The sequence below is a fragment of the Caballeronia sp. INML1 genome (genome assembly GCF_023631085.1).
GTDB classification, from domain to species: Bacteria; Pseudomonadota; Gammaproteobacteria; order Burkholderiales; family Burkholderiaceae; genus Caballeronia; species Caballeronia turbans.
Map to the genome: position 1 here is coordinate 76696 of NZ_JALQDT010000061.1, position 23343 is coordinate 100038.

The 23343-nt window shown below is 64.5% G+C and carries 24 protein-coding genes; 7 read left to right on the plus strand and 17 right to left on the minus strand.

Annotated features, from left to right (window positions below):
- Positions 1–10: 10 nt before the first annotated feature.
- The 6 genes from NCR38_RS24635 to NCR38_RS24660 all read right to left on the minus strand — a co-directional run bounded on the left by NCR38_RS24635 (position 11) and on the right by NCR38_RS24660 (position 6768).
- Positions 11–835, minus strand: a complete 825-nt coding sequence (locus NCR38_RS24635) for an ABC transporter permease (protein WP_061119161.1) — start codon at positions 833–835, stop codon at positions 11–13.
- On the minus strand, positions 836–1921 hold the full coding sequence (locus NCR38_RS24640) for an ABC transporter substrate-binding protein (RefSeq protein WP_061119162.1): 1086 nt from the start codon (positions 1919–1921) through the stop codon (positions 836–838).
- 63 nt (positions 1922–1984) lie between these two features.
- Positions 1985–2923: a TauD/TfdA family dioxygenase gene (locus NCR38_RS24645; protein WP_061119163.1), complete on the minus strand. Its 939-nt coding sequence runs from the start codon at positions 2921–2923 to the stop codon at positions 1985–1987.
- A gap of 117 nt (positions 2924–3040) precedes the next feature.
- A complete protein-coding gene (locus NCR38_RS24650) occupies positions 3041–4132 on the minus strand; it encodes a nitronate monooxygenase family protein (protein ID WP_061119164.1) in 1092 nt (363 codons plus the stop codon).
- A 29-nt stretch (positions 4133–4161) separates the two neighbouring features.
- Complete coding sequence (locus NCR38_RS24655) at positions 4162–5076, minus strand: LysR family transcriptional regulator (RefSeq protein WP_061119165.1); 915 nt, start codon at positions 5074–5076, stop codon at positions 4162–4164.
- A 180-nt stretch (positions 5077–5256) separates the two neighbouring features.
- On the minus strand, positions 5257–6768 hold the full coding sequence (locus NCR38_RS24660; RefSeq protein ID WP_061119166.1) for a CoA-acylating methylmalonate-semialdehyde dehydrogenase: 1512 nt from the start codon (positions 6766–6768) through the stop codon (positions 5257–5259).
- Positions 6769–6880: 112 nt separating this feature from the next.
- Between NCR38_RS24660 and NCR38_RS24665 the strand changes: the two genes are divergently transcribed.
- On the plus strand, positions 6881–7822 hold the full coding sequence (locus NCR38_RS24665) for a LysR family transcriptional regulator (RefSeq protein WP_061119167.1): 942 nt from the start codon (positions 6881–6883) through the stop codon (positions 7820–7822).
- 70 nt (positions 7823–7892) lie between these two features.
- Here the strand turns inward: NCR38_RS24665 and NCR38_RS24670 are convergent, their stop codons facing one another.
- On the minus strand, positions 7893–8210 hold the full coding sequence (locus NCR38_RS24670) for a DUF4148 domain-containing protein (protein WP_250477731.1): 318 nt from the start codon (positions 8208–8210) through the stop codon (positions 7893–7895).
- Positions 8211–8464: 254 nt separating this feature from the next.
- On the opposite strand from NCR38_RS24670, the gene NCR38_RS24675 reads away from it, so the two are divergent.
- Positions 8465–9694, plus strand: coding sequence for an NAD(P)/FAD-dependent oxidoreductase (locus NCR38_RS24675; RefSeq protein WP_250477732.1), 1230 nt, complete (start codon positions 8465–8467; stop codon positions 9692–9694).
- 11 nt (positions 9695–9705) lie between these two features.
- Here the strand turns inward: NCR38_RS24675 and NCR38_RS24680 are convergent, their stop codons facing one another.
- Complete coding sequence (locus tag NCR38_RS24680; RefSeq protein WP_409219306.1) at positions 9706–10587, minus strand: fructose bisphosphate aldolase; 882 nt, start codon at positions 10585–10587, stop codon at positions 9706–9708.
- A gap of 202 nt (positions 10588–10789) precedes the next feature.
- The gene (locus tag NCR38_RS24685) at positions 10790–11206 is read right to left on the minus strand and encodes a hypothetical protein (protein WP_250477733.1); all 417 of its coding nucleotides are present in this window, start codon (positions 11204–11206) and stop codon (positions 10790–10792) included.
- A 309-nt stretch (positions 11207–11515) separates the two neighbouring features.
- Here NCR38_RS24685 and NCR38_RS24690 point away from each other — a divergent pair, with 309 nt between their 5' ends.
- Entirely contained in the window at positions 11516–13168 is a 1653-nt protein-coding gene (locus tag NCR38_RS24690; protein WP_061119171.1) for a D-alanyl-D-alanine carboxypeptidase/D-alanyl-D-alanine-endopeptidase, read from the plus strand.
- Positions 13169–13180: 12 nt separating this feature from the next.
- Here NCR38_RS24690 and NCR38_RS24695 read toward each other — a convergent pair whose 3' ends face one another.
- On the minus strand, positions 13181–14050 hold the full coding sequence (locus NCR38_RS24695; RefSeq protein ID WP_061119172.1) for an alpha/beta fold hydrolase: 870 nt from the start codon (positions 14048–14050) through the stop codon (positions 13181–13183).
- A 104-nt stretch (positions 14051–14154) separates the two neighbouring features.
- On the opposite strand from NCR38_RS24695, the gene NCR38_RS24700 reads away from it, so the two are divergent.
- Entirely contained in the window at positions 14155–15006 is an 852-nt protein-coding gene (locus tag NCR38_RS24700; protein WP_061119173.1) for a LysR substrate-binding domain-containing protein, read from the plus strand.
- Here NCR38_RS24700 and NCR38_RS24705 read toward each other — a convergent pair.
- The 4 genes from NCR38_RS24705 to NCR38_RS24720 all read right to left on the minus strand — a co-directional run bounded on the left by NCR38_RS24705 (position 14984) and on the right by NCR38_RS24720 (position 18279).
- Complete coding sequence (locus NCR38_RS24705; RefSeq protein ID WP_250477734.1) at positions 14984–16045, minus strand: phytoene/squalene synthase family protein; 1062 nt, start codon at positions 16043–16045, stop codon at positions 14984–14986. The two genes, NCR38_RS24700 and NCR38_RS24705, sit on opposite strands and share 23 nt — an antisense overlap.
- A gap of 69 nt (positions 16046–16114) precedes the next feature.
- Positions 16115–16741: a septal ring lytic transglycosylase RlpA family protein gene (locus NCR38_RS24710; RefSeq protein ID WP_086961236.1), complete on the minus strand. Its 627-nt coding sequence runs from the start codon at positions 16739–16741 to the stop codon at positions 16115–16117.
- A 135-nt stretch (positions 16742–16876) separates the two neighbouring features.
- The gene (locus NCR38_RS24715) at positions 16877–17593 is read right to left on the minus strand and encodes a DUF899 family protein (RefSeq protein WP_061119175.1); all 717 of its coding nucleotides are present in this window, start codon (positions 17591–17593) and stop codon (positions 16877–16879) included.
- A gap of 26 nt (positions 17594–17619) precedes the next feature.
- Complete coding sequence (locus NCR38_RS24720) at positions 17620–18279, minus strand: glutathione S-transferase family protein (protein WP_061119176.1); 660 nt, start codon at positions 18277–18279, stop codon at positions 17620–17622.
- Positions 18280–18502: 223 nt separating this feature from the next.
- Here NCR38_RS24720 and NCR38_RS24725 point away from each other — a divergent pair, with 223 nt between their 5' ends.
- Positions 18503–19015, plus strand: coding sequence for a response regulator transcription factor (locus NCR38_RS24725; protein ID WP_061119177.1), 513 nt, complete (start codon positions 18503–18505; stop codon positions 19013–19015).
- 64 nt (positions 19016–19079) lie between these two features.
- Here the strand turns inward: NCR38_RS24725 and NCR38_RS24730 are convergent, their stop codons facing one another.
- Complete coding sequence (locus tag NCR38_RS24730) at positions 19080–19784, minus strand: glutathione S-transferase C-terminal domain-containing protein (RefSeq protein WP_061119178.1); 705 nt, start codon at positions 19782–19784, stop codon at positions 19080–19082.
- Between the two features lie 132 nt (positions 19785–19916).
- On the opposite strand from NCR38_RS24730, the gene nudC reads away from it, so the two are divergent.
- Together nudC and NCR38_RS24740 are read left to right on the plus strand one after the other, a co-directional pair.
- Entirely contained in the window at positions 19917–20834 is a 918-nt protein-coding gene (nudC, locus tag NCR38_RS24735; RefSeq protein WP_061119179.1) for an NAD(+) diphosphatase, read from the plus strand.
- A gap of 102 nt (positions 20835–20936) precedes the next feature.
- On the plus strand, positions 20937–21515 hold the full coding sequence (locus tag NCR38_RS24740; RefSeq protein WP_250477735.1) for a histidine phosphatase family protein: 579 nt from the start codon (positions 20937–20939) through the stop codon (positions 21513–21515).
- Here the strand turns inward: NCR38_RS24740 and NCR38_RS24745 are convergent, their stop codons facing one another.
- Both NCR38_RS24745 and NCR38_RS24750 read right to left on the minus strand, forming a co-directional pair.
- Complete coding sequence (locus NCR38_RS24745; protein WP_061119181.1) at positions 21516–22553, minus strand: LacI family DNA-binding transcriptional regulator; 1038 nt, start codon at positions 22551–22553, stop codon at positions 21516–21518. It lies immediately after the preceding gene.
- A gap of 49 nt (positions 22554–22602) precedes the next feature.
- A complete protein-coding gene (locus NCR38_RS24750; RefSeq protein WP_061119182.1) occupies positions 22603–23343 on the minus strand; it encodes a ribonuclease activity regulator RraA in 741 nt (246 codons plus the stop codon).

The window sequence follows — 23343 nt, forward strand, 5'->3', positions numbered from 1 at the left end:
CTGTTGATCCTCAAACCGAGCGGCCGCGCTGAAGCCTGCGCTCGAAAACATTGAGCAGACGATCCGCCGCATAACCGATTGCACCGACGATCAGAACCGCGGCCAGCACGAGATCGAGCTGAAAGAGCTGTCGTCCGTACACGATGAGATAACCAAGCCCTTCCGACGATGCCACGAGTTCGACGACGACGAGCGTCAGCCACGCCTTCGTGAACGCGAGCCGCACGCCGGTGCCGATGACGGGTATCGCCGAAGGCAAGGTCACGCGCGCAATCACCTGCCAGCGCGAATAGCGATACACCGCCGCGACTTCCTGCAATGCGCGCGGCGTGCCGCGAAAGCCTTGCAACGTGGACAGCGTGACGGGAACGAGCGCCGCGTGCCCGATCAGCAGATACTTCAGCGGCTCGCCGATGCCGACGACGATCATGAGGAACGGCAGCCAGCCGAGCACGGGCACCTGCACGATCGCATTGAAGCTCGGCAGCACGTAAGCCTCGAACGTGCGCGACAGGCCCAGCAAACCGCCCAGCAAGATGCCGAGCGCCACGCCACCGCCGAAGCCCACGGCGGCACGCGTCATGCTTGCCCACACGTGGATCCATAGCTCGCCGTTCTTCAGGAGCGCGCCGAGCGTTTCGAACACGAGCGCGGGCGGCGGCAACACCTGCGCGGAAATCCAGCCGTATCGCGAACCCGTCATCCATAGCAAGGCCAAAGCGATGGGCACGATCCACGGCAACGCAGTCCAGCCGATCGAGCGCAACGTATCGCCCGGCAGCGTCCTGCGCGCGCGATATGCCGGAAGAAATACACGCGTCAGGGCGTTGGCCATTTACCTGTTCTCCGCGAGACGTTCGCCGGCAGGCTTGCCCGAGGCATCGAAACGCGGCCAGTATGCTTCGAGCTTCAGCGACTTCAATGCCTGATCGAGATACTTCGGCTCGAACCATCCGTTCACGCTGACGGGCTGGCGGATCAGGTTCAAACGCAGCGCATCGTCGGCGACGGATTGATAGCGCGCGACGAGGAACGGGTCGATGAGCGGCGAGTTGCGATCCTTCAACGGCTGATTCGCATACTCCGAAGCCCACGATTCAGGGGGAATGCCGCTCTTCGACCACAGCGCGAAGAGCGCGTTGCGGTTCGCTTCGTCGGACGACCAGTACGCCGCCTGAACGACCGCGGTCACGACTTTCTGCACGGTATCGGGATGCGCGTTTTCGAAGTCGTCGAGCACGAGCAGATGCGCCTGGCGCGTGAGCTGCAAGCCGTCGTCGCGCGATGCATAGACGATCTTCGCGAGCCCCTGACGCTGCAGCTTGAAGAGCGAATAGTCGAGGAATACCGCATCGACGCCCTTCGATGCGAGCGCGGCCTGTGCAGCAGCGGTATCGAGATTGATCACGCGCAGATCGCGCTCGCTGAGGCCGTTTTGCTTCAGCACGTTATCGGCGACGAGTTGCAGGTTCGTCCCGCGAAAGATGGCGACGCGCTTGCCCTTGAGATCCTTCACGCTCTTGATATCGGAATCGGGCGGCACGGCGAGATAGACGCCGGCGCGCACGTTGGACGCCACCAGCAGATGCGTCTTCAATCCGTTCGCGCGGCCGATCACGGCAGGCAGATCGCCCTGATACGCGAAATCGATCTGCTTGTTCGCGAGCGCTTCGTTCACGGCCGGTCCCGCGCCTTTGAAGAAGATCCATTCGACCTTGAGCTGCTCGGGCCGCAACGCATCCTCGACACGATGCTGCAACTGCGCGGTCGCGGCCGGTGAGCCGCCGAAGGTCGGCGGATCGCCGCTGCCCTGCTGCGCGACGCCGATGCGCACCACCGCCGGATCGGCGGCATGCGCGGGACCGATGAGCGCAGCGAACAACGTCGCCGCGCCGACGAAGAGCTTGGATCGTAGTGTCATCGTGCAATGAGAGAGTGTGTGGACCGCCGGCGATGAAGCGTCATCGCCGGTGCATAAGGCGCGTCAGACGCTGCGGGTTTCCTGCCTGACGATGCGGCTCCTGCGCCCGTCGATGCCCACGGGCACGTCGCCATGCACGGTCGCGCGGCGCACGACGCGATGCGCGTCGCCGTAATCGGCCACCGCGTAATGCTGAGTCGCGCGGTTGTCCCAGATGGCGACGTCACCTTGCGTCCAGCGCCAGCGCACCGTGTTCTCCAGACGCGTGACGTGGTCGTGGAACAGTTCGATCAGTCGATCCGAATCGCGCTGCGACAGGCCGATGAAGCGCTGCACGAAGTGCCCCAGCACGAGGGTGCGCTCACCCGTTTCAGGATGCACGCGCACGACCGGATGCTCCGTCTCGTAGAGCGTCGAGGTGAACTGCTTGCGATACTCGCGCTCGGATTCCGTGTCGGGCACGTGACGTGTCGCGGCATAGTCGTAGGTATTCGAATGCAGCGCCCACAGCTTGTCGGCGAGATCGCGCAGGGCTTGCGGCAGATTCGCGTATGCGGCGGCGGTGTTGGCCCATACCGTATCGCCTCCCGCGGGCGGAATCACGACGCCGCGAAGAATCGAGATCTTCGGATACGCATCGACGAAGGTAACGTCCGTATGCCAGGAGTTCGCGCGCGTGCCGTGCTTCGAATCGAGTTCGAGCAGGCGGCTGCCGTTCGAAAGCGACGGCACCGTCGGATGCGCGACGGTCTCGCCGAAGCGCGCGGCGAAGGCTTCCTGCGCGGCATCGTCGAGATGCGACTGGCCGCGAAAAAAGAGCACTTTATGTTCGAGCAACGCCTGGTTGATTGCGGCGATCGCGTTGTCGTCGAGATCGGCGGAAAGCGTCACGCCGCGCACTTCCGCTCCGATGCGCCCGCCGATTGGGCGCACCTGGACCGGTTCATTCGACGTGACGGCCTGAAGCGGGGATTCGGCGGCGAGCGTGGGGATATCGGACATCGAAAAACTCCGTTGATATGCGTTTGTCGGATGCAGGCCGCAGTGGATGCGACGAAAACATTGAAGCATCGACAGCACGCTCGACCAACGAAGCGTTTCGACTAAGCATTAAAGCGATCAGCGAGATATGTATTGCTGCAGGCCCGCGATGCTTTGCTGCAATTCCGCCTCCAGTCGCGCCATCAGTTCGGCGGCGGGCAACTCGCGCACGAGCGCGGCCGCCTGCCCGGCCCACTGCGCGCCGTAACCGAATTCGCCTTTCGCTTTAGCGGCCGCGTGCAGCGACTTGCCCGCATCGTAGGCGATGGGATACGCGGGAACCGCCGGTGCATGCGCGCCGCGCCCCAACTCGGTGAACTTGTTGACGAGGCCGCGCGCCTTGCGGCCCGAGATTGCAGCGGTGAATGTCGTATGGTCCGCTGCATCGCTGAGAATCGCGCGACGATAGCCTTCGTCGATCGACGTCTCCGTGCACGGCACGAACGCCGTGCCGAGCTGCGCCGCCTGCGCGCCGAGCGCCAGCGCAGCCGCGATGCCCGCGCCATCCATGATGCCGCCCGCCGCGATCACCGGCACATCGAACCTGCTTGCAAGAAGGCGCGTCAGCGCGAAGGTGCCGAGGTTGTCGTCGCAGGCTTCTGGGTCGAAGGTGCCGCGATGCCCGCCCGCTTCGATGCCCTGTGCGACGATCGCATCCATGCCCGCCGTAACGAGCTGCTGGGCCTCTCGAACGTTAGTTGCAGACGCAATCAGTTTGATGCCGGCCCCGCGCAATGCATCGATATATTCCTTCGACGGCAAGCCGAAGTGAAAGCTCACGATAGCCGGCTTTTCATCGACGAAAACTTCGAGCATCGCGTCATCGACGACGAAGCTCGTGTAAATCTCGCTCAGCTTCGCGGGCGGCGTCGCGCCGTATTGCGCGAACACAGGCGCGAGCCATTCGGTCCAGGCCTTCTCGACGGCGGGCTCGGCGCTGGCGGGCGCATGACAGAAGACGTTGATGTTGAACGGCCTGCTGGTGAGTTCGCGCGTCTCGCGGATCACCTTGCGCGCGCCCTGCGCGTTCATCGCGCCGACGCCGAGCGAGCCGAGCCCGCCCGCATTCGATACGGCCGCCGCGAGCGCGGGCGTGCTCACGCCTGCCATCGGCGCCTGGATGATCGGCGTATCGATGCCGAGTAACGATGTCAATGCGTTCTTGCTCATGGATATGCATCCTTTAAACATTGCATGATTCAGCGCGTCGCGAGCTTCTCGACGACGAAGTCCACGAAAGCCCGCACGCGCGACGACAAATGCCTGCCATGCGGATACAGCAGGATGAACGGTCTGCTGCAGCCGCCGAACTCGGGCAGCACCTCAGTCAGCGTGCCCGCGCGCAACTCCTCCTCGACGGTGAAGCGATAGGTCTGAAAAAGGCCCGCGCCGTGACCTGCGAGCGGAATGCCCGCGAGCGCATCGCCGGAGGTGCCGTAGCCCCCTTCTGTCGTGATCTCTACCGCGTCGCCGTTCTGCATGAAGAGCCATGGCACCGGGCGCCCGGTGCTCGGCATCTCGAACTGAATGCATTCGTGTTCGAGCAAGTCCTCGATGCGCCTGGGCGTGCCAGAGCGCTTCAGATAACCCGGCGATGCCACGACGACGAGTTCCGCATCTTCCAGCTTGCGCGCGATCAGTCCGGAATCGCGTGGCGCGCGGCCGCGTATCGCCAGATCGAAACCTTCGTCGGCAAAGTCGATGTTGCGGTTGCTCAGATGCGCCTCGACGGTCACTTCGGGATAGCGCTTTCTGAACTCCGCGAGCAACGGCAGCATGCGATAGTGGCCGTAAGGCGTCGGCATGCTGATGCGCAGCACGCCCTTCGGCGTGGTCTGCTGGCCGGTGGCCTCGCGCTCCGCTTCCGCAAGACGATTGAGCGCGTCGCGGCATTGCTCGAAGTAGCGGCGGCCCGCATCGGTCAGTCGGATCTGGCGCGTCGTGCGCACGAAAAGCCGCACGTCGAGGCGTTTTTCCAGCCGCGCGACAGAGCGGCTCACCGCGGCGGGCGTGACGCTCGCCGCCGTTGCGGCCAGCGTGAAGCTGCCGAGTTCCGCGGCGAGGCAGAAGAGTTCGATGCTGCCGAGAAGAAGATCGTCGAATTGCCGCTGCATGTCGATGGGCTTCGCGTCGTTGTCGCTGCATCTTCCGCGCTTGCGGCCGCACGGTCAACCGACGCCGTTTCATTTGACTTGTGACGCACGGGAACAGATCGGCCGCGCAAGCCCCAAAAACAATCGCCCGCTTCTTCCACACGGGAAAAAGCGGGCGATATTCATACGTTGGGTGACGCCTTACTTCGCGGTCGGCATCGCGAATTCCGCGCCCTTCTCCGTGCTCTCGGGCCAGCGCTGCATGATCGACTTCTGCTTCGTGTAGAAGCGCACGCCTTCCTCGCCGTACGCGTGCATGTCGCCGAAGAGACTGCGCTTCCAGCCGCCGAACCCGTGCCATGCCATCGGCACCGGAATCGGCACATTGATGCCGACCATGCCCACTTCGATGCGTCGCCCGAACTCACGAGCGATGTGACCATCGCGCGTATAGCACGCAACGCCGTTGCCGAACTCGTGTTCGTTGACGAGATCGACCGCTTCGCCGAAATCCTTCACGCGCACGCATGCGAGCACGGGGCCGAAGATCTCTTCCTTGTAGATGCGCATGTCAGGCGTGACGTGATCGAACAGCGTGCCGCCCGTGAAGAAGCCGTCTTCATGGCCCGGAACCTTGTAGCCGCGGCCATCTACGACGAGCTTCGCGCCTTCGTCCACGCCAAGCGCGATATAGCCTTCGATGCGCTCCAGTGCGGCGCGCGTGACGATCGGGCCCATTTCCGCATCGGACTCCATGCCGTTTCTGATCTTGAGCTGCTTCGCGCGCTCGGCAAGCTTCGGCACGATCTTGTCGGCGACATCGCCCACGAGCACCGCGACCGAGATCGCCATGCAGCGCTCGCCCGCCGAACCGTAGCCCGCGCCGATCAGGGCATCCACGGCTTGTTCGATATCGGCATCGGGCATCACGACCATGTGATTCTTCGCGCCGCCAAGCGCCTGCACGCGCTTGCCGTGCTTCGCGCCCGTCTCGTAGATGTAGTTCGCGATCGGCGTCGAGCCGACGAAGCTGATCGCCTTCACTTGCGGATGCGTGAGCAAAGCATCGACGACGACCTTGTCGCCCTGCACGACGTTGAAGATGCCGTCGGGCAGGCCGGCTTGCTTGAGCAGATCGGCCATGAACAACGACGCCGACGGATCGCGCTCGCTCGGCTTCAGGATGAACGCGTTGCCCGCCGCGATTGCGACCGGGAACATCCAGCACGGCACCATGCACGGGAAGTTGAACGGCGTGATGCCCGCGACGATGCCGAGCGGCTGGCGCGTCGTCCAGTTGTCGATGCCGGTGGAGACCTGTTCGGTGTAATCGCCCTTCAGCAGTTGCGGAATGCCGCATGCGAATTCGATCACGTCGATGCCGCGCGACACTTCGCCCTGGGCATCCGAGAACACTTTGCCGTGCTCCGCGGTGATGATTGCGGCGAGCTCGTCGCGATGCTTGTTCATGAGTTCGAGGAACTTGAGCATGACGCGCGCGCGGCGGATCGGCGGCATGTCCCGCCAGGCCGGGAACGCGGCTTTCGCGCTCGCGACGGCTGCATCGACATCGGCGGCTTCGCCCAGCACGAGCTTGCGCGGGCGCTCGCCCGTCGCGGGATTGAACACCGGCTGCGTGCGCGTGGCCGAGCCATGCGTGCGCTCGCCGTGAATGTAATGGACTACGTCGGCCGTATCGTTGAACGCTTGCATCTCGACTCCTCTGTCTGACTGGTTTGGCACTCTACACAGTGTAAGAAGCGTCTCGTCCGCTGCAAAGACGCTATGATTGAACTCATTGTTTATATCGGCGAACAATCGGCTGATGGACGAGCAAAAGATCGAAGGTCTCTGGACCCATTTGCACTGGTTGACGGTGCTCGCGGAACAAGGCAGCTACACGGCGGCGGCGGCGCGCCTGAACGTATCGAAAGCGGCGATGAGCCAGCGCATCGCGGAGCTGGAGCGCGCGGCAGGCGTGCCGCTCGTCACGCGCACGACGCGCAGCGTGCGCTTCACGGAGGCGGGCCGAAGGCTCGTCGACGATACGCGCGAGCAATACGAGCGCATTGCGTCGAGTTTCCTGAGCGTGAAGGAAACGGCGGGCATCGCGCGCGGCCTGATCCGCGTGACCGCGCCGATGGCCTTTTCGCGGCAGCAACTCGTGCCGCGCATGTCGGGATTTCTGCATGCGCATCCCGAAGTGCGCGTGCAACTGGAGGCCTCGGACAAGCTGAGTTCGATCGCGACCGAAGGCTTCGATCTCGCGGTGCGGCATAGCGCGCAGGTGCCGGATACGCATGTCGCGTGGAAGTTGTGCGATACGCATTCGGTGATCGTGGCGACGCGTGCGTATCTGAAGCGGCGCGGCACGCCCGCGACACCGGACGACCTCGCCACGCACGATTGCCTCGTCTATCCGCGCCCGCAGGCGTCGAGCATCTGGTCGTTTCAGAGAAAGGGCTCGCGCAAGAGTTCGACCGGGCCCTATACGCTCGCGGTGAACGGGCCGTTCGCGGCGAATAACAGCGAAGTGTTGCGCGATGCCGCGCTCGACGATCTCGGCATTGCGCTGCTGCCTGATTTCACCGCGCAAGCCGCCGTGCAGGCGGGCAAGCTCGTCGTGCTGCTACCGGAGTGGCGTCCGGTCGGCGCGTTCGCCGATCAGCTATTCGTGGTGCGGCCGTATGCGCCGCATGTGCCGCGCGCGGTTGCGCTTTTCATCGGATATTTGCGCGAGGCTTTTGCGGGTGGGTTTCCGCTTTAAATCGAACTGCTCTGAACGGCAAAAACGCGCCCGCTTTCATGCGGGCGCGTTTTGTTGGAGCCCTTGTTGCTTAGTGATGCGCGAACGTCGGGAAAACCTCACTCTCGATCGCATTAATGTGGGCGCCCGATTGCGCCGAGCCTTCCGCCGCACCGCCGAATGCGCTCCGCGCGGCGCCGTTCTGCGCAGCGACGCGTGCTTCGGCGGCCTGGATATCAGCGGGATACCTGGAGTCGCTGACCACGCCTGGGTTATAGCCGGCCTTCTCCAGTTGCACGATTTGTTCGCGGACTTCCGCGCGCGTCAAAGGCTGATTCGATTGCGCGAACGACGCGACCGGAGCGGCAAAAGCGAGAGCGACCGCTGCAATACCGATGAACTTGTTCATGATGCTTCCTCCTGGAAGTTTTGAATTGCCGCTTCCGCGCTGTGTTGGCTGGCACGCTCGCGACCGTTGAACAGAGTTTAGGTATCGCACGTTTTAGGGTAAATACCTAAACGGCGAAATCACTTTTGGCGAAAATCCGCCTAATCCATGCAACCGCCACGAACCGACGACCTCCGAATCGCCTATAACGAAGAACAGAGCGGCCACCGCAAGTGGCGCATAGCACGAACGATCGTCTCTTCAGGGGAATGACCTTGAAACGAATCCTTGTGATCGGTGCGGGCTTCGCCGGCCTGTGGAGCGCGTTGTCGGCCGCGCGCAAGCTGGATGAACTCGATTGCACCGGCGAAGCCGAAGTCGCCATCGTCAATCCCGAGCCGTTTCATAGCGTGCGAGTGCGCAACTACGAGCAGCCGCTCGACCCGACGCTCGTGCAACTCGACACCGTGCTCAGGCCCGCAGGCGTGCGGCTGATTCAGGCGAAGGCCACCCATATCGACAGTGCCAGCCGCCGCGTGACGATCGAGCATGACGGTGCGTCCGAATCGCTCGATTACGACCGGCTGATTCTCGCGGCGGGCAGCGTGCTCGTGCGCCCGCCGATTCCCGGCCTCGACCGCTTCTCGTTCGATGTCGATACCTACGCGGGCGCGTGCAAGCTGCAGGCGCATCTGCTGACGCTGCCCGCACTGCCCGATACGCCGGGCCGCTATACGGCGGTCGTCGTCGGCGCGGGATTGACGGGCATCGAGCTCGCGGCCGAGTTGCCCGCGCGGCTGCGCGAGATCGTGGCGGCAGGCGATCGCGACAAGGTGCGCGTCGTGCTCGCGGATCGCTCGCCGAAGATCGCGCAGTCGATGGGCGGCGCACAGCATGTCATCGAAGGCGCACTGAAGACGCTCGATGTCGAAACGCGTGCCGGTGTGTCGCTCGAATCGCTCGACGGCCAGAGCGTGACGCTCCACGACGGCACCGCGAGCGAGCGCATCGCGGCCGCGACGGTCGTCTGGTGCGGCGGCATGCATGCGAACGCGCTGGCGGCGCAACTGCCGGTCACGCTCGATCCGCTCGGCCGCGTGCCGGTCGATTCATTCCTGCGCGCGGAAGGCGTGCCGGGCGTGTTCGCGGCCGGCGATTGCGCGCGCGTGCTGATCGACGGCACGCGGCCTTCGGTGATGTCATGCCAGCATGGCCGGCCGATGGGACGTTACGCGGGCAACAACGCCGTCTGCGATCTCTTCGGACTCGAGATGCTGCCGCTATCGATCGACTGGTACACGACCATCTGCGATCTCGGGCCGTGGGGCGCGGTGTATACGGAAGGTTGGGACAGGTTGCTCGTCTCCGAGGGCGAGACGGCGAAGGCGACGAAGCGCACGATCAACGGCGAGCGCATCTATCCGCCGAGAAGCGGCACGCGCGAGGATCTCTTCCGGGCGGCGGCGCCCGTCGTGCAAACGCCGCCGCCGACCGAACGAGGATAAGGGCTGAAGAATCAGGCCTTCTTCACGGACGCGTCGTAGATCTCGTCAATCGACTGTTCGAGCGTCTTGTCGAACTCGCTGTCGCTCATCGACTTCTTCAGCTCGTTGATGAGCGCGCGCGAGAAGCTCGCGATCATGCCGTGGTTCTGCTCGAGCTTCTTGCACGCGTCGCTGCGCGTATAGCCGCCCGACAGCGCGACGACACGCACGACACGCGGATGCTCGATCAGCGGCCGATAGAAATCCGCCTCGTCCGGAATGGTCAGCTTGATCATCACCTTGCTCGATTCCGGCAGCGCGTCGAGGCCCTTGAGCAATTCGTCGCGCAGAATCTTTTCCGCGCCCTTCTTGTCCGGGCTCTTGATCGAGACTTCGGGTTCGAGAATCGGCACGAGGCCGTGCTTGATGATCTGCGCGCCCACCTCGAACTGCTGCTTCGCCACCGCCGCGATGCCCTTCTCATCGGCCTGATGGATCACCGAGCGCATCTTCGTGCCGAACACGCCGAGCTTCACGGCGCGCGCGAGCAGATCGTCGAGGCCGGGAATCGGCTTCATCACCTGCACGCCGTCGGCTTCGGTTTCGAGGCCCTTGTCGACCTTCAGGAACGGCACGATGCCACGGTCTTCCCACAGGAACGTGGGGACCGGCTTGCCTTCTGCTTCGCCGTCCATTGTGCGCTCGAAAAGAATTGCACCGATTACCTTCTTGCCCGTAAATGAAGGCGCGGTCATGATGCGCACGCGCATTTCATGCATCAGCTTGAACATTTCGGCGTCGCCGCTGTAGGCGTCATCCGGGATTCCGTATTGCCGTAGCGCGCCGGGCGTCGATCCACCGCTCTGATCCAGAGCAGCAATGAAACCATCCTTCTCAGCCATTTGCGCGAGCATCTTCTCATTAGCCACGAACGTTTCCTCCTCGAAGTTCAAACTCCGGACGATGCGCGCGTGCATAGTCCGGGCTTATGGTTCAGCTTCCTCAAGTGTAATGGTTTTGGCGGGCGCCAAAGTCGTGCAAATCCGCCATTCGTGCGCAAAAGGGGCGCAACCGCGCGTTAGCCGTGCGTTCATGCACGGCCTGCGATTGAAAAGATCAGGAAGCGGCGGATTTGAGATCGCCGGCGTTGCCGGAACGCCAGACGAAGCCCAGCGCGCGGCGAAGCAAAGAAGGCGCGCGGTCGAAGCCGGCGGTTTGCGGCATTTGCGCATGATCGTTCGATGATTCCGCGACCGGTTCATCGACCGGTTCGTCGACCTGCACAGGTTCCGCTTCGATCGCCTCGTACTCGGAAAGCGGAGCGCGCTTTTCACGCGCGTCGCCGCAGCGTTGATTGAGCACGCGGCGCATATCGGGGTCGTCGATCAGCGCCTGGGCGGTGGCCATGCCGCGCTCGAATTGCAGCGCATAGGCGATGTCGGTGAAATCTTCATAGCGGCCGCTATCGGCCAGCTCGAACGCCAGTTCCAGCGTGCGCCGGCGTTTCCATGCATCGAGATCGTCGTGGGCCATGCTCACAGATGTCCTCTTCTTCGCGATGAGGTGCCGAAGATGTTAGCCCGCGCCAAACGTTTTTCCGTTGTCGCGTCACAACAAGCAGACGAAAAGCGTTCGTGAAATCGTACAAAAAGCGCTTGCCTAACGCACTCGATTCGCGATAGCCCTCGCTTGACACAGCTCGTGTACGGTATTTAATTCACACACCGCGCCTGCAAAATGGCGGACGGCCGCCGACATCTCCTGTCAGCGCAGTGAAGCAGTCCCGACGTATCGGATGTTCGCTCCAGGTGGAGCGCGATGTGCCTTTATCGGAGCCGCGTCATGTACCCGCTTTCAGGAAGTCCGGCACGCGCTGCCGCTCTCGCGCTCTCATGCGCGCTCGTCGCATCCGTCGCCGCATGCGGCGGTTCCGATTCCACTGATACGTCCGTCCCCGACGCCATCACGCAGATCATGAAAAAGCCCATGTATCAGGGCTCGACGTGGGCGCTGCGCGTCGTCGACCTGAACTCGGGCGATCTCGTCTACGACATGAATTCGAACGCGCAGGTGTATGTCGCCTCGGTGCGCAAGCTCTTTTCGCTCGGCGCCGCGCTCGATCAATACGGCGCGTCGCATCAGTTTCAGACGCCGGTGTATCGGCTCGGTACGGTCGATGCGAGCGGCACGCTCAATGGCAACCTCGTGCTCGTCGCGAGCGGCGATCTCTCGATGGGCGGCCGCACGAATCCCGACGGCACGCTCGCCTGGACCAACTTCGACCACAACGAGGCGAACAGTCTCGGCAACGCGCAGATCACGGCGCCCGATCCGCTCGCGGGCTACGACTCGCTCGCGGCGCAGGTGGCGGCATCGGGCATCAAAAAGATCAACGGCGAAGTCGTGATTGACGATCGCCTTTTCGATCCCTTCGACTTTCGCGGCGAGTTCGATTTGCGGCCGATCTTCGTGAACGACGACGTGGTAGATACGATCATCGGTCAGGGCAGCGCGGGGGCGGCGTCGCCGGTGGATTACCGGCCGAAGTCATCGGCATTCACCGTTCAGTCCACGCTCATGACGGGCGCGGCAGGCACGCCCGCGACGATCAAGGTCACGCCCGCGGATCCCACCTGCTTCGGCACGCTGCCCTGCGGCGGCGTGCTGAGCGGCTCGATTCCGGCGGACTACGTGCCGCCGATCGTGCCCAGCTTCCCGGTGATCCGCACGTTTCGCATCACGCAGCCGTCGAACTATGCGCGCTCGGTGCTCATCGACGCGCTCGCGCGCGCGGGCGTCACGGTCACCGCGCCCGCCGTCGAGAGCAATCCGGTGCAACTGCTGCCCGCGAAGAACGCGTATGCCGCCGATACGCGCGTCGCGCAGCTCACGTCGCAGCCGTACGGCGAATATTCGAAGTGGATCTTGAAGGTGAGCTATAACATCGGCGCGGACACGAGCCTGATGCTCTTCGGCGTTGCGAACAACGGCTCGACCACGCTCAATGCGGCGCTCGCCGCCGAGAATGCGAAGCTGTCGGCCGCGCCGTTCAATGTGCCGATGAGCCAGACGCATTTCATCGACGGCAGCGGCGGCGGCGAGACGACGGCGACGCCGCTCGCGGTCATCGCGATGTTGCGCGCGATGAACGGCCGTCCGGTCTTCCCGGCGTATGTGGATTCGCTGCCGTTCCTCGGCGTCGATGGCTCGCTCGCAAGCACCACGGCATTCGAAAGCGATCCGACGCTCGCGGGTGCGAAAGGCAAGGTCTACGCGAAAACGGGCACTTACGCGAGCGGCACCGAGCTGGCGAACGGCCAGATCCAGACGACGCTCAAGGGACAGGCGCTCGCGGGCTATATCGACGCGAAGAGCGGACGCCGGCTCGCGTTTGCGCTGATGGTGAACAACGTGCCGATCGCCGATGTGCCCGACATCCTCAACGTGTTCAACGACCAGGGCACGATCGCGGCGAACATCTGGAAGCTGCAATGACCCGCGTTCGATTCACCACGCGCCGGCGAACGCCAGCACCGCGCGATTGAACGCGCCGGGGCTCGCGACGTTCATCCCGTGCGATGCCCCCGCGATCGTCTGACGCTCCGCGAACTCGATCCACTCCTCGAGCTTCTCGACGTTGTTGCGAAACATACGCGGGCTTTTCTGCCCGTCGATGAGCAAGGTGCGGCACTTGATGTCGCGCGCCGCCTCACGCGTGTAGGCGGGCAAGGGATCGCGAAATTGCCTCGGCAGCGTGAGCGCGTTGTCGAGCGCCATGCGCCGGAAGCTCTCCGTGCTTTTCTTCCAGAAGCCCGGCATGCTGACCGAATCCACGAACATTTCGAGGCCGCGATCGAATTCGCCCTCTTCGATCAGCTCGGCCACGCGTGCGCGCAGCGCGTTGGTCGCAGGCGGCAGCGTGGCGGACACGGCCTGCGGCGCGATGTGCAGCGGGCCGCCCGGATCGGCGAGCGTGAGCGTCTTCACGAGCCGCGGGTATTCGCGCGCCAGATGAAACGCAATGCAGCCGCCGCGCGAATGCCCGACGAGATGCACCGGCGCGAGATCGAGCGATTCGATGAACCCGGCCATCTCGGCGACGTGCGTTTCCCAGCCGAACTCGCCCTGCACGAACGCATCGACGGCCGGCCAGTAATGCGACAGGCTCGGCGCGATGCAACGAAACTGCTTCGCCAGCGGAAGAATCTGCGCGCTCCAGTAGCGGTAGTCGCATAGCGATCCATGCACGAACACGAGCGGTTCGCCCTCGCCGCACTCGACATACGGCATCGAGACGCCGGTTGCCGTCGTGGCGAACGACGGTTCGGGCAAGCCTTGTACAGCGGTGAGGACGGAAAGATCGGTTCGCGCGTTCATGATTCGCTCCTTTGATGCGACTATGCGCCGCGCCGAAGCAAAAGAAAAACGCATAATTTTGATAGAATCGTTCAGGTTTTCTGATACCAAACGGTCGTTCACCCATGAAAGCGCTCGATCTGGATGTCCTTTCGATGATCGTCGCCGTCGCCGATACCGGCAACATCAGCCGGGCGGCGGAGCTCGTTCATCGCTCGCAATCGGCGGTGAGCATGCAGATCAAGACGCTGGAAACCGCGCTCGGCAAGCCGCTTTTCGTACGCAAGCCGCGCAGCGTGGTGCCGACGCAGGACGGCGAGGTGCTGCTCACCTACGCGCGCCGCATGATCGCGCTGCGCGACGAGGCGTGGGCGGCGGTGGTGCGGCCGGACGTGACCGGGCGCGTGGTGATCGGCGTGCCGGACGATTACGCGTCGTCGCTGTTTCCGCCGATCCTCAAGAAATTCTCGGCGACGTATCCGAAGGTCGAGATTCAGGTGGTCGGCCTGCCGAGCCTCGCGCTCGCGCCGATGGTGAAGGACGGCACGGTCGATCTCGTCTGCGCGACGCGCGTGAAGGGCTTGTCCGGCGAATTCCTGCGCCACGAGCCGATGGTCTGGGCCGCGGCGCCCGGCGCCACCGAAATCTGGAAAGAGCGGCCCTTGCCGATCGCGGTGTTCCTGCCGGGCAGCGTCGCCCGCGAGAATGCGATCCGGAGTCTCGAGCGCGCGCGCATCGGCTATCGCACGTCGTATGAAAGCCCGAGCCTGCTCGGTCTGCTGACGATGGCCGAAGCGGGCCTCGCCGTGACGCCGCTCGCGAAATGCGCGGTGCCCGCGCACTTCACGCTGCTCGGGCCGGCGCAAGGTCTGCCCGAGATCGGCACGCTCGAAGTGGTGCTCGCGCGCAGCGCGGCGTCCAGACGCCCGCCTTGCGACTTCCTCGCCGAGCGCATCATGGCCGAACTGCGGCGCTGATCTCCCGCTCTATTGCACGGATGCGGCGCGAGGTCCACGCGCGCAGCATGCCGTTCGATGCCACCATCGGCAACGATGCCGCCATGATGCGATACACGTCGTTGCGCCGCACTTTCGAGATCCGGCCGGGATCGAGCCACGCATCGTTACGCGCGAGCAGCACGAGTGTGTCGAGGCCGATCATGATCGGCCAGAGACAGGCGAGTCGCAGACGAACGGCGCTCGATGGAATTGCGAGCGTGTAATCGACCGCGTCCTGAAAGAGTGCGAGCGACGTGCGCAGCAATTCGAACAGCACGGGCCGCGCACGCGCCGACGACTCCGGCCGCAACACATCCTGCGGCGTCAGCCCGTGACGCGCGAGCATCGATTCGGGCAGATAGCAGCGGCCGATGCGCAGATCGCGCGCGCAATCGCGCAGCACGTTGGTCATCTGCAGCGCCTTGCCGAAGCGCACGCCGAGCGCGAGCATCGTATCGGGCGCGGCCTCGAGCACGCCTGTCATGTGCGCGTAGGTCATCGTCGTCCAGAACTCGCCGACGCAGCCCGCGACGAGATACGTGTAGCGATCGAGTTCTTCGAATTGCCTCAACGCGACGATCTCGCCCGATGTCTCGTCGGGGAACGTGCGCAAATCGAACTCCATGCCGGTGCTGAGCGTCGTGACGATCTCGCGAACCGCGGCCTGATCCTGCGCGCCCAGTTGCGGCAGGATCGCGAGCGCGGCGCTCAGGCTTTCGAGCAGCGCGCGCTCATCCGGCTGCGCCTGCTGTCCCGCGACTTCGCCGGCGATGCGCGCGAGCGCGCCGTCATCGGGCGCGCCATTGACTTGTGCGCGCAGCGAAAGCAGCAATTCCAGACGGCGTTGCGGCGAGATCAGCGATGTATCCGCAATCGTGTCGGCGGCGCGCGCCAGCAGATACGCAAGCCCGATGGGATCGCGCATGCCCCTCGGCAAGATGCGCAGCGTGAGGTAGAACGATCGCGATACGCGCTTCAGAAGCGGGCCCAGCAGAAAGGCCCGAGGCGAATGGTTCATGACTTGGATCGAATGACGGCGGCCGGAAGCGCGATGATCGCGCGCCGCCGCATTGTATCCGTCCGCGTGTCAATGAGGCGTTGCGTGCTTCTTTCGATGCCGCGGATGAGGCTCGATGCGCAGCATGATGCGTTGCGGCGCGCGGGACGCCGACGCCAGCGCGACGGGCCGATCGACCGGTTCGAGGATCACCTGCGCGCTTCCCGCGCGTTGCAGACCGAGTTCGACAGCCGCCGCGAAAGACAGATCGATCATGCGGCCTTTCACGAACGGGCCCCGATCGTTGATGCGCACGACAATCGACTTCGTCTTCGCGAGATTGCTGACGCGCACATACGAGCCGAGCGGCAATGTGCGATGCGCCGCCGTCAACGCGTGCATGTCGTAGCGTTCGCCGCTGGCCGTTCTGCGCCCCTGAAACTTCTTGCTGTAATACGACGCCCAGCCGATATTCGGAACCGTCTTCGTCCGGGCGTTGCGGTAGTCGAGCGGCTCGGCATCGAGGGCGTGGCTTTCCTGAGCGGGCATCGACTCCGCGATGTGAGCGCTTTCGGTGAGGATCGACGCCGAGTCCGCTTCCTTCGACGGGATGTCCGGCTGGTTCGCGCATCCGTTCAATGTGGCGCACGCGCCGGAAGCCGCGATAGCGGCCACGCGCGCCGCCTGCCACTGCATGATGGGTCCGTTGTTCTGCATTAGCGAGTTTCTCCATGAAATGCCGACGCATTTCATCGACTCGCTCACAACGCGCGCCTCGCCTGGAAGTTGACGCGTGCGCCGAAGATATGACCCATCTTTACAGACGAAGCGCCGGCGGCGCACTGCATTCCCTTACGTCCGCGGCCCGTAGTCCAGCTTCGGGTACCAGTCCGTGCCGCGTCCTTCGGGCGTCATGTCGAGCACGGTCCAGAGCGGCATCAGATCAGGCGCGCCGCGCGGATCCTCGCCGGGATCGGCGGTAGCGAAATCCATCTCGCCGCTCCAGAAATGCCGGATCACGCCGTCGCGCCGCGTGAAAACGTTGAGCGCGGGCTCATCGCCGCCTTCTTTCGATATCGCGTGATAGTCGCGGCTGAACGCGCCGTTCGTATCGGAAAACAGCCTGAGATCGCGCCAGCCGCGCTCGGTCTTGAACGCCACCAGCTTCGCGATCGGCGAACGCGCGATCACCGCGAGCGCCACGCGTTGTTCGATGTCGCGCGCCTCGCCCTCCCATGCCGACAGCAGCGACGTGCACATCGGACACGGCCGTTCGCGCTGCGGCCCGAACATGTAGCTGTAGGTGACGAGCGTGTCCTTGTCGCCGAAAAGGCCCGCGAAATCGACCGCGCCGCGTTCGCCTTCGAATCGATAATCGCCTGTCACTTCGCCGCCGGGCGGCAGCGCGCGACGCATCTGCGCGACGCGCTCGATGTGCCGGCGCAATTCGATTTCCTCGGCCAGCAACGCGGTGCGCGCCCGGCGATACTCGGCGCTTTCGTTGGGAAACCTCATCGCGGCGCGCTTCGCGAGTTCATCGGCGGGAACGTGATTCGTGGTCGTGCTCATATCCGATCTCCTGTGGCTCAAGTAGCTCAGTCGCGGTCCGGCGCACCGAGCGGAAACAACGCGCGATACGGCCGCGCCTCCTCGACGGCACGAGCGAACGAGGGCCGCGCGAGCAGGCGCTTGCGATACGCGATCACGTTCGGATACGCGTCCCCGATTCGATGCGACCAGTCGGCATAGAACAGAAACGGCGCGGCGCCGCAATCGGCGAGGCTGAAGGTGTCGCCCGCCGCCCATTCGCGCGTGGCCATTTTGCGATCGAGAAAGGCGTAGGACGTGTCGAGCATCGCGCGGGCATCGGCGACGCCGCGCGCATCGCGCTCGTTCGGATCGCGCATCGCGTTGAACACGATCTTCTGCTGCGGTGTGGACACATAGTTGTCGAAGAAACGATCCATCCAGCGCGTTTCGAGCGCGGCACGCGGATCATCGGGAACGAGGCGCACCGGGCCAGGGTGGAACAGCCCCAGGTGTTCGATGATCACCGTCGATTCGATCACCGGCCGACCGTCATCGACCAGCACGGGAAAGCGCTTCATCGGCCAGATTTCGGCGAGTTCAGCCATGCATTGCGGCGTTTCGGGCGTGAGCGCGCGCCATTCGAAGCGCGTGCCGTTTTCGTACAGCGCCACCAGAACTTTCTGACAATACGAAGAAAATGGGTGTGCATAGAGTTGCAAGCTCATCTGAGAGCCTCCGGATTATCGAGCGGGTTCGGAACGCGGCGATGCGCCTGCGACGATTGCAGCGCCGATATCTGGACGACGAACGGCCACCGCGCCAATCGACAAGGAATCGATATATTTTGTAGTGCGGCGCAGCGTGAGACTTTTGATTTGCTAACGTGCGCGGTTCAGGCAACCGAAGCGCGGCCGGCGGATACATTGTCCGTCGAGCCCGCCGAAAAAAATGAAGCGCGAACACAAAATTAGTATCGTCGTTGCAGACGATCGCCCTGTCGTTTTGTATGGGCTGCAAAGCTGGTTCGAGTCGCACGAGCGGTTTCGGGTCACGGCATGCGTCAAGAGCGCCGATCAATTGCTCGCGAGGCTGCGGACCGCGAGTTACGACCTGATCGTGCTGGGCTGCGGTCTGGAAGGCTGCCATGCGGACGATTTCGCGCTGCTGCGCGAATTGCGCCGGACGTTTCCCGATACGCCCGTCGTCATCTTCACCGACGAAACCGACCCCGACGCGCTCCTCGATATGCAGCGAGCGGGCGCGTCGGGCCTCGTGAGCCCGCGCGAAGAAGCGCGTGCGTTCGAACGCGTGTGCGAGCGGGTGCTCTCCGGCGCGGTGAAAGTCCTCTCGCCGCGCATCGCGAGCTGCGGCGACGCAACCGGCGCCGCGGTCTCATTCGATGCCGCGCCCGACTATGACGGCGTGCGCATGAGCATCAGGCCGTTCAATTCGCGGCTCTGAGTGCAGCGGCGGCGACCGGTGCCGGCGGCTTCACGAGCGCGGGCGCTCATCGCCGGAGCGAGCCTCACGGCGTCGCGCTTTGCCCCATGCGCGCGCGCGTCGCGCCGCAATGCGCGACGAGATTGCGCTGCGTCGCGACGAATTGCTTGAGAGGCGTATCGATGTCGTAGAACCAGATGCTCGCGACAAACCCATACAACGCGCAATCGATGCTCGCGGGCGCAGCGCCGAACATGAACGGCCCGTCGCCGAGCAGGCTCGCCATCGCCTGAAGGCTCGCTATGCCGCGCGCATACGCGGCCTCGGGCTCGTACCGTCCGATGCCCTGATACCGATAGCGCTCGAAGTTGTATTTTCGCGCGCCCTCGAGCGCCTCCCCGCCGATATCCGGATGCTGCTCCAGAAGCGCCGCGCGGAACTGCGGCCAATAGCGGTCGTCGCGCCAGCGCGAATACGACATCACCCAATAGAGATCGTCGAGCGTGCGGCGAATCAGCAGATCGAGGTCGCGCTGCGGGGCGGTGAGCGCGTCGTCGAGCGTCAGCGCGTACTTGCGTTTCAGATGCGCGATGATCGCATCGCTGTCGCCGATGGTTTCATCGTCATCCACGAGATACGGAAGCTGGCCGCGCGGCGCGGCGCTCGTGTCGAGCACATGACGATGCCCGAACGGCAGGCACGCGAGCTTCAGGAACGCGAACACCTTCAACCCGAACGGGTTGTTGTCTTCGAGGCCGAACAACTGAGGATATGAATACAGCGTGATCATCGGCGTCTCCGGGCGTCGCCCTGCAAGGACGCGCCAACTTCGCTACGATTGCCGACTGGCCCCGCAGCTTCCCGTCACGCGGCGCGCGTTTCGGCATTCTCCCGTCACGCGCCGCCACACACGCAAAATACTATGCCCACGCCGCCTCATGCCATCGGTTTTACGCTCGATCCGCTCGATCGCGTGTCGGAAAAGCGCGACGACGAAGCGTTCGTCGCCAGCCTGCGCGACGATCCGTCCACGCGCTTTCTGCTTTTCGTGAACAACGTGCCGCTCTTCAAGCGCATCGACGGGCACGATCCGCTCTTCAGCGCGCAGGAAGCGGCGGCGGCCGGCGCGCCATCGCAAACAGTGTTTCTCGGCCGCGACGCCGAAGCGCGCGCGCTTTTCGCGGCCTCTTTCGACAACGCGACGGAAAGCCTTCCTGAAGTCGAAGCGATCGAGCTGCGCCCCATCGCGATGCAAGGGCTCGTGGCGCCCTGGCTCGTCAGCGCGCTCGGCGAAGCGCGGTCGATGCTCGACTGGCATCGCCGTCACCGATTCTGCGCGAACTGCGGCCAGCCGACCGATTCCGCCGGTGCGGGCTGGCGGCGCATCTGTCCGAATTGCAAGGCGCAGCATTTTCCGCGCGTCGATCCGGTCGTGATCATGCTCGTCACCGATGGAGAACGTTGCCTGCTCGGGCGTCAGCCGCAATTCCTGCCGGGCATGTATTCGGCGCTGGCGGGTTTCATCGAGCCGGGCGAAACCTTCGAGCACGCGGTGTATCGCGAGGTGCTGGAGGAAGCGGGCATCCGCTGCACGGACGTGCGCTATTTCGCGTCGCAGCCGTGGCCGTTTCCGTCGTCGCTGATGATCGGCTGCTTCGCGCGCGCCGCCACCGCCGAGATCATCGTCGACAGGAACGAACTGGAAGACGCGCGCTGGTTCACGCGCAAGGAAGTCGCCGCGATGCTCGACGGCACGCACGAAGCGGGCATGTCGGCGCCCAAGCCGTTCGCGATCGCGCATCATTTGCTGAAGGCGTTCGCGACAGGCGAGCTGGATTGAAAGGCAGCGTCGCGGCGTTCCTTCGGAGATCGGCGCAGAATTCCAGGCTGTGACGCGCGGGCGCGCACCGCATTTCTCAGACACCGGGTGAACGACATGAACATGAAAGGCGGCGTCCATATCTGGCTGATCCGGCATGGCGAAACCGAATGGAGCAAGTCGGGCCAGCACACCGGCACGACCGACATCCCGCTCACCGATGACGGACGCAAGCAGGCAACCGCGCTCGCGCCGGTCCTCGCGTCCCAGACCTTCGATCTCGTGCTGACGAGCCCGATGAACCGCGCGATCGAAACATGCCGCCTCGCGGGTCTCTCCGGTCTCGCGCAGGTCGAACCCGAACTGCACGAGTGGAATTACGGCATTTACGAAGGCCGCACGACGCCGGATATTCGCGAAGAAGTGCCGGACTGGTCGGTGTGGACGTCGCCGATTCCCGAAGGCGAGAGTCTCGCCGATGTCGGCAGGCGCGCGCAGGCGCTCATCGACACGCTGCTCGCAACGAACGCGACGAACATCGCGCTCTTTTCGCACGCGCATTTCTCGCGCGTGTTCGGCGCGCAATGGGCGACCGGCTCGCCCTCGCTCGGCGCGCATCTCGCGATGGACACCGCCGCGATGAGCGTGCTCGGCTTCGAGCGCGACGTGCGCGCGATCATCAAGTGGAATCTTCTGCCGTAGTCAGAGCGTCTCGCGCTCGACCAGCTCGAAGCCAACATCGACGCGCGTTTCCCCGGTCGCGCCGCCCAGCCTGTCGATGAGACAGCGCGCCGCCGTCGCGCCGATGCGCTTGCGGTCCACGCGCACGGTCGTGAGCGCGGGCATCGCGTCGGCGGTGAATTCGAGATCGCCGAAGCCGCACACGGCGATGCGCCCGGGAATGTCGATCGCGAGCCGGCGCGCCTCGGACACGACGCCGAGCGCGAGCAGATCGGAGCTGCAGAAGATCGCATCGACGCCCGCGCGCCTTTCGAGCACGCGCCGCAAGCCTTCCTTGCCGAGGGCGACAGAACTGGGCGGCGGCATCAGTATTTCGGCGACATCGTTCACGCCGTGTTTCTCGAGGGTCTCGACGAAACCGCGCCGCCGCGCGAGCGCGCGCCGGTCGTTCGCGGACACGAGCGCGGGGCGGCGCGTGCCGCGCGCGAGAAAGCGCTCGGCCACCATCACGCCGATGTGCTCATGCGAAAAGCCGACGAGCATGTCGATCGGATCGTCGCTCATGTCCCACGTCTCGACGATCGGAATGCCGAGCTTGCGCAGGCGGTCTCGCAGCGTCGGCGTGTGCGCGACGCCCGTCAGGAACACGCCTTCCGGACGACGGCTCAGCACGGCGTCGAGCAACGCGTCTTCGTCTTCGTCGCTGTAGCCGGACAGGCCGAGCAGCACCTGATAGCCGGCGCGCGCCATCGTATCGCTGAAAACCTGCACCGTTTCGGAGAAGAGCGAGTGCGCGACGGTGGGCACGATCGCCGCGATCAGCCGCGATTTCGCCGATGACAACCCGCCGGCCAGCCGGTTCGGCACGTAGCCCAGTTCCGCGACGGCGTGGCGCACGCGGGCGAGCGTCTCGGGCGCGACGGTGCCGGGCGCGTTGAACACGCGCGAGACGGTGATCGGCGAGACGCCCGCGGATGCCGCCACGTCGGTGATGCGCACGCCTTTCGCGCCTGTGCGCGCGCGGCGCGTGCGTGTGAGGTCCGGTTTGGTCGAGGCCATCTTGGTGTCGGCTTGAGCGGGCTTCGATGGAAACGCAAGGCCCGTACAGTCAGCCGACCGTGCGCCGCTTGCGCCATTCCTCGTAGGCGGCGAGCGTTTCCTCATTCGGCGGATACGTGCCGCGCAGCATCGCGCCGCCTTCCACGCGCGAGGACAGGAATTCCTCCATGATTTCCTGCCCGGTCGCGTCCTTCGCGACGTCCTCGGCCATGTAGCGCGGCACGACCACGACGCCATCCACATCGCCGACGACGATATCGCCCGGATACACCGCCACGCCGCCGCATGCAATCGGCACGTTCATGTCGACCGCGTGATGCTTCGCGAGATTGAGCGGCGCGCTCGCGCCCGCGCAAAAGAGCGGCAGGCCGATATCGCCGATCGTGCCCGAGTCGCGCACGCAGCCGTCCGACACCATGCCCGCGACGCCGCGAACCTTGAGACGCGTCGTGAGGATCGAGCCCGTCGACGCGACGCTGCGCTCGCCGCGGCAATCCTGCACGAGGACGCTGCCCGGCGGCGCGCTTTCGACGGCCTTGCGCTGCGGGTGATCCGGGTCCTGGAACACGCCGACGTGATCGATATCCTCGCGCGCCGGAATATTGCGCAGCGTGAACGCCGGCCCGACCATGTTCGGCGTGCCTTTCGCAGGCTTCACGAGCGGCGCGACGCCTTGCAGGAACACGTTGCGCAGGCCGCGCTTGAAGAGTTGCGTCGTGAGCGTCGCGGTGCTGACGTGGCGCAGCAGCTCGATGGTTTCGTCGGAAATGGCGATATCGGGTGTCGTCAT

Excerpts from the sequence above, each read along its gene's own strand:
- NCR38_RS24635 (WP_061119161.1), bottom strand. The coding sequence starts at position 835 with ATGGCCAACGCCCTGACGCGTGTATTTCTTCCGGCATATCGCGCGCGC.
- NCR38_RS24640 (WP_061119162.1), bottom strand. The coding sequence starts at position 1,921 with ATGACACTACGATCCAAGCTCTTCGTCGGCGCGGCGACGTTGTTCGCT.
- NCR38_RS24645 (WP_061119163.1), bottom strand. The coding sequence starts at position 2,923 with ATGTCCGATATCCCCACGCTCGCCGCCGAATCCCCGCTTCAGGCCGTC.
- NCR38_RS24650 (WP_061119164.1), bottom strand. The coding sequence starts at position 4,132 with ATGAGCAAGAACGCATTGACATCGTTACTCGGCATCGATACGCCGATC.
- NCR38_RS24655 (WP_061119165.1), bottom strand. The coding sequence starts at position 5,076 with ATGCAGCGGCAATTCGACGATCTTCTTCTCGGCAGCATCGAACTCTTC.
- NCR38_RS24660 (WP_061119166.1), bottom strand. The coding sequence starts at position 6,768 with ATGCAAGCGTTCAACGATACGGCCGACGTAGTCCATTACATTCACGGC.
- NCR38_RS24665 (WP_061119167.1), top strand. The coding sequence starts at position 6,881 with ATGGACGAGCAAAAGATCGAAGGTCTCTGGACCCATTTGCACTGGTTG.
- NCR38_RS24670 (WP_250477731.1), bottom strand. The coding sequence starts at position 8,210 with ATGAACAAGTTCATCGGTATTGCAGCGGTCGCTCTCGCTTTTGCCGCT.
- NCR38_RS24680 (WP_409219306.1), bottom strand. The coding sequence starts at position 10,587 with ATGCTCGCGCAAATGGCTGAGAAGGATGGTTTCATTGCTGCTCTGGAT.
- NCR38_RS24685 (WP_250477733.1), bottom strand. The coding sequence starts at position 11,206 with ATGGCCCACGACGATCTCGATGCATGGAAACGCCGGCGCACGCTGGAA.
- NCR38_RS24690 (WP_061119171.1), top strand. The coding sequence starts at position 11,516 with ATGTACCCGCTTTCAGGAAGTCCGGCACGCGCTGCCGCTCTCGCGCTC.
- NCR38_RS24695 (WP_061119172.1), bottom strand. The coding sequence starts at position 14,050 with ATGAACGCGCGAACCGATCTTTCCGTCCTCACCGCTGTACAAGGCTTG.
- NCR38_RS24700 (WP_061119173.1), top strand. The coding sequence starts at position 14,155 with ATGAAAGCGCTCGATCTGGATGTCCTTTCGATGATCGTCGCCGTCGCC.
- NCR38_RS24705 (WP_250477734.1), bottom strand. The coding sequence starts at position 16,045 with ATGAACCATTCGCCTCGGGCCTTTCTGCTGGGCCCGCTTCTGAAGCGC.
- NCR38_RS24710 (WP_086961236.1), bottom strand. The coding sequence starts at position 16,741 with ATGCAGAACAACGGACCCATCATGCAGTGGCAGGCGGCGCGCGTGGCC.
- NCR38_RS24715 (WP_061119175.1), bottom strand. The coding sequence starts at position 17,593 with ATGAGCACGACCACGAATCACGTTCCCGCCGATGAACTCGCGAAGCGC.
- NCR38_RS24720 (WP_061119176.1), bottom strand. The coding sequence starts at position 18,279 with ATGAGCTTGCAACTCTATGCACACCCATTTTCTTCGTATTGTCAGAAA.
- NCR38_RS24725 (WP_061119177.1), top strand. The coding sequence starts at position 18,503 with ATGAAGCGCGAACACAAAATTAGTATCGTCGTTGCAGACGATCGCCCT.
- NCR38_RS24730 (WP_061119178.1), bottom strand. The coding sequence starts at position 19,784 with ATGATCACGCTGTATTCATATCCTCAGTTGTTCGGCCTCGAAGACAAC.
- nudC (WP_061119179.1), top strand. The coding sequence starts at position 19,917 with ATGCCCACGCCGCCTCATGCCATCGGTTTTACGCTCGATCCGCTCGAT.
- NCR38_RS24740 (WP_250477735.1), top strand. The coding sequence starts at position 20,937 with ATGAAAGGCGGCGTCCATATCTGGCTGATCCGGCATGGCGAAACCGAA.
- NCR38_RS24745 (WP_061119181.1), bottom strand. The coding sequence starts at position 22,553 with ATGGCCTCGACCAAACCGGACCTCACACGCACGCGCCGCGCGCGCACA.
- NCR38_RS24750 (WP_061119182.1), bottom strand. The coding sequence starts at position 23,343 with ATGACGACACCCGATATCGCCATTTCCGACGAAACCATCGAGCTGCTG.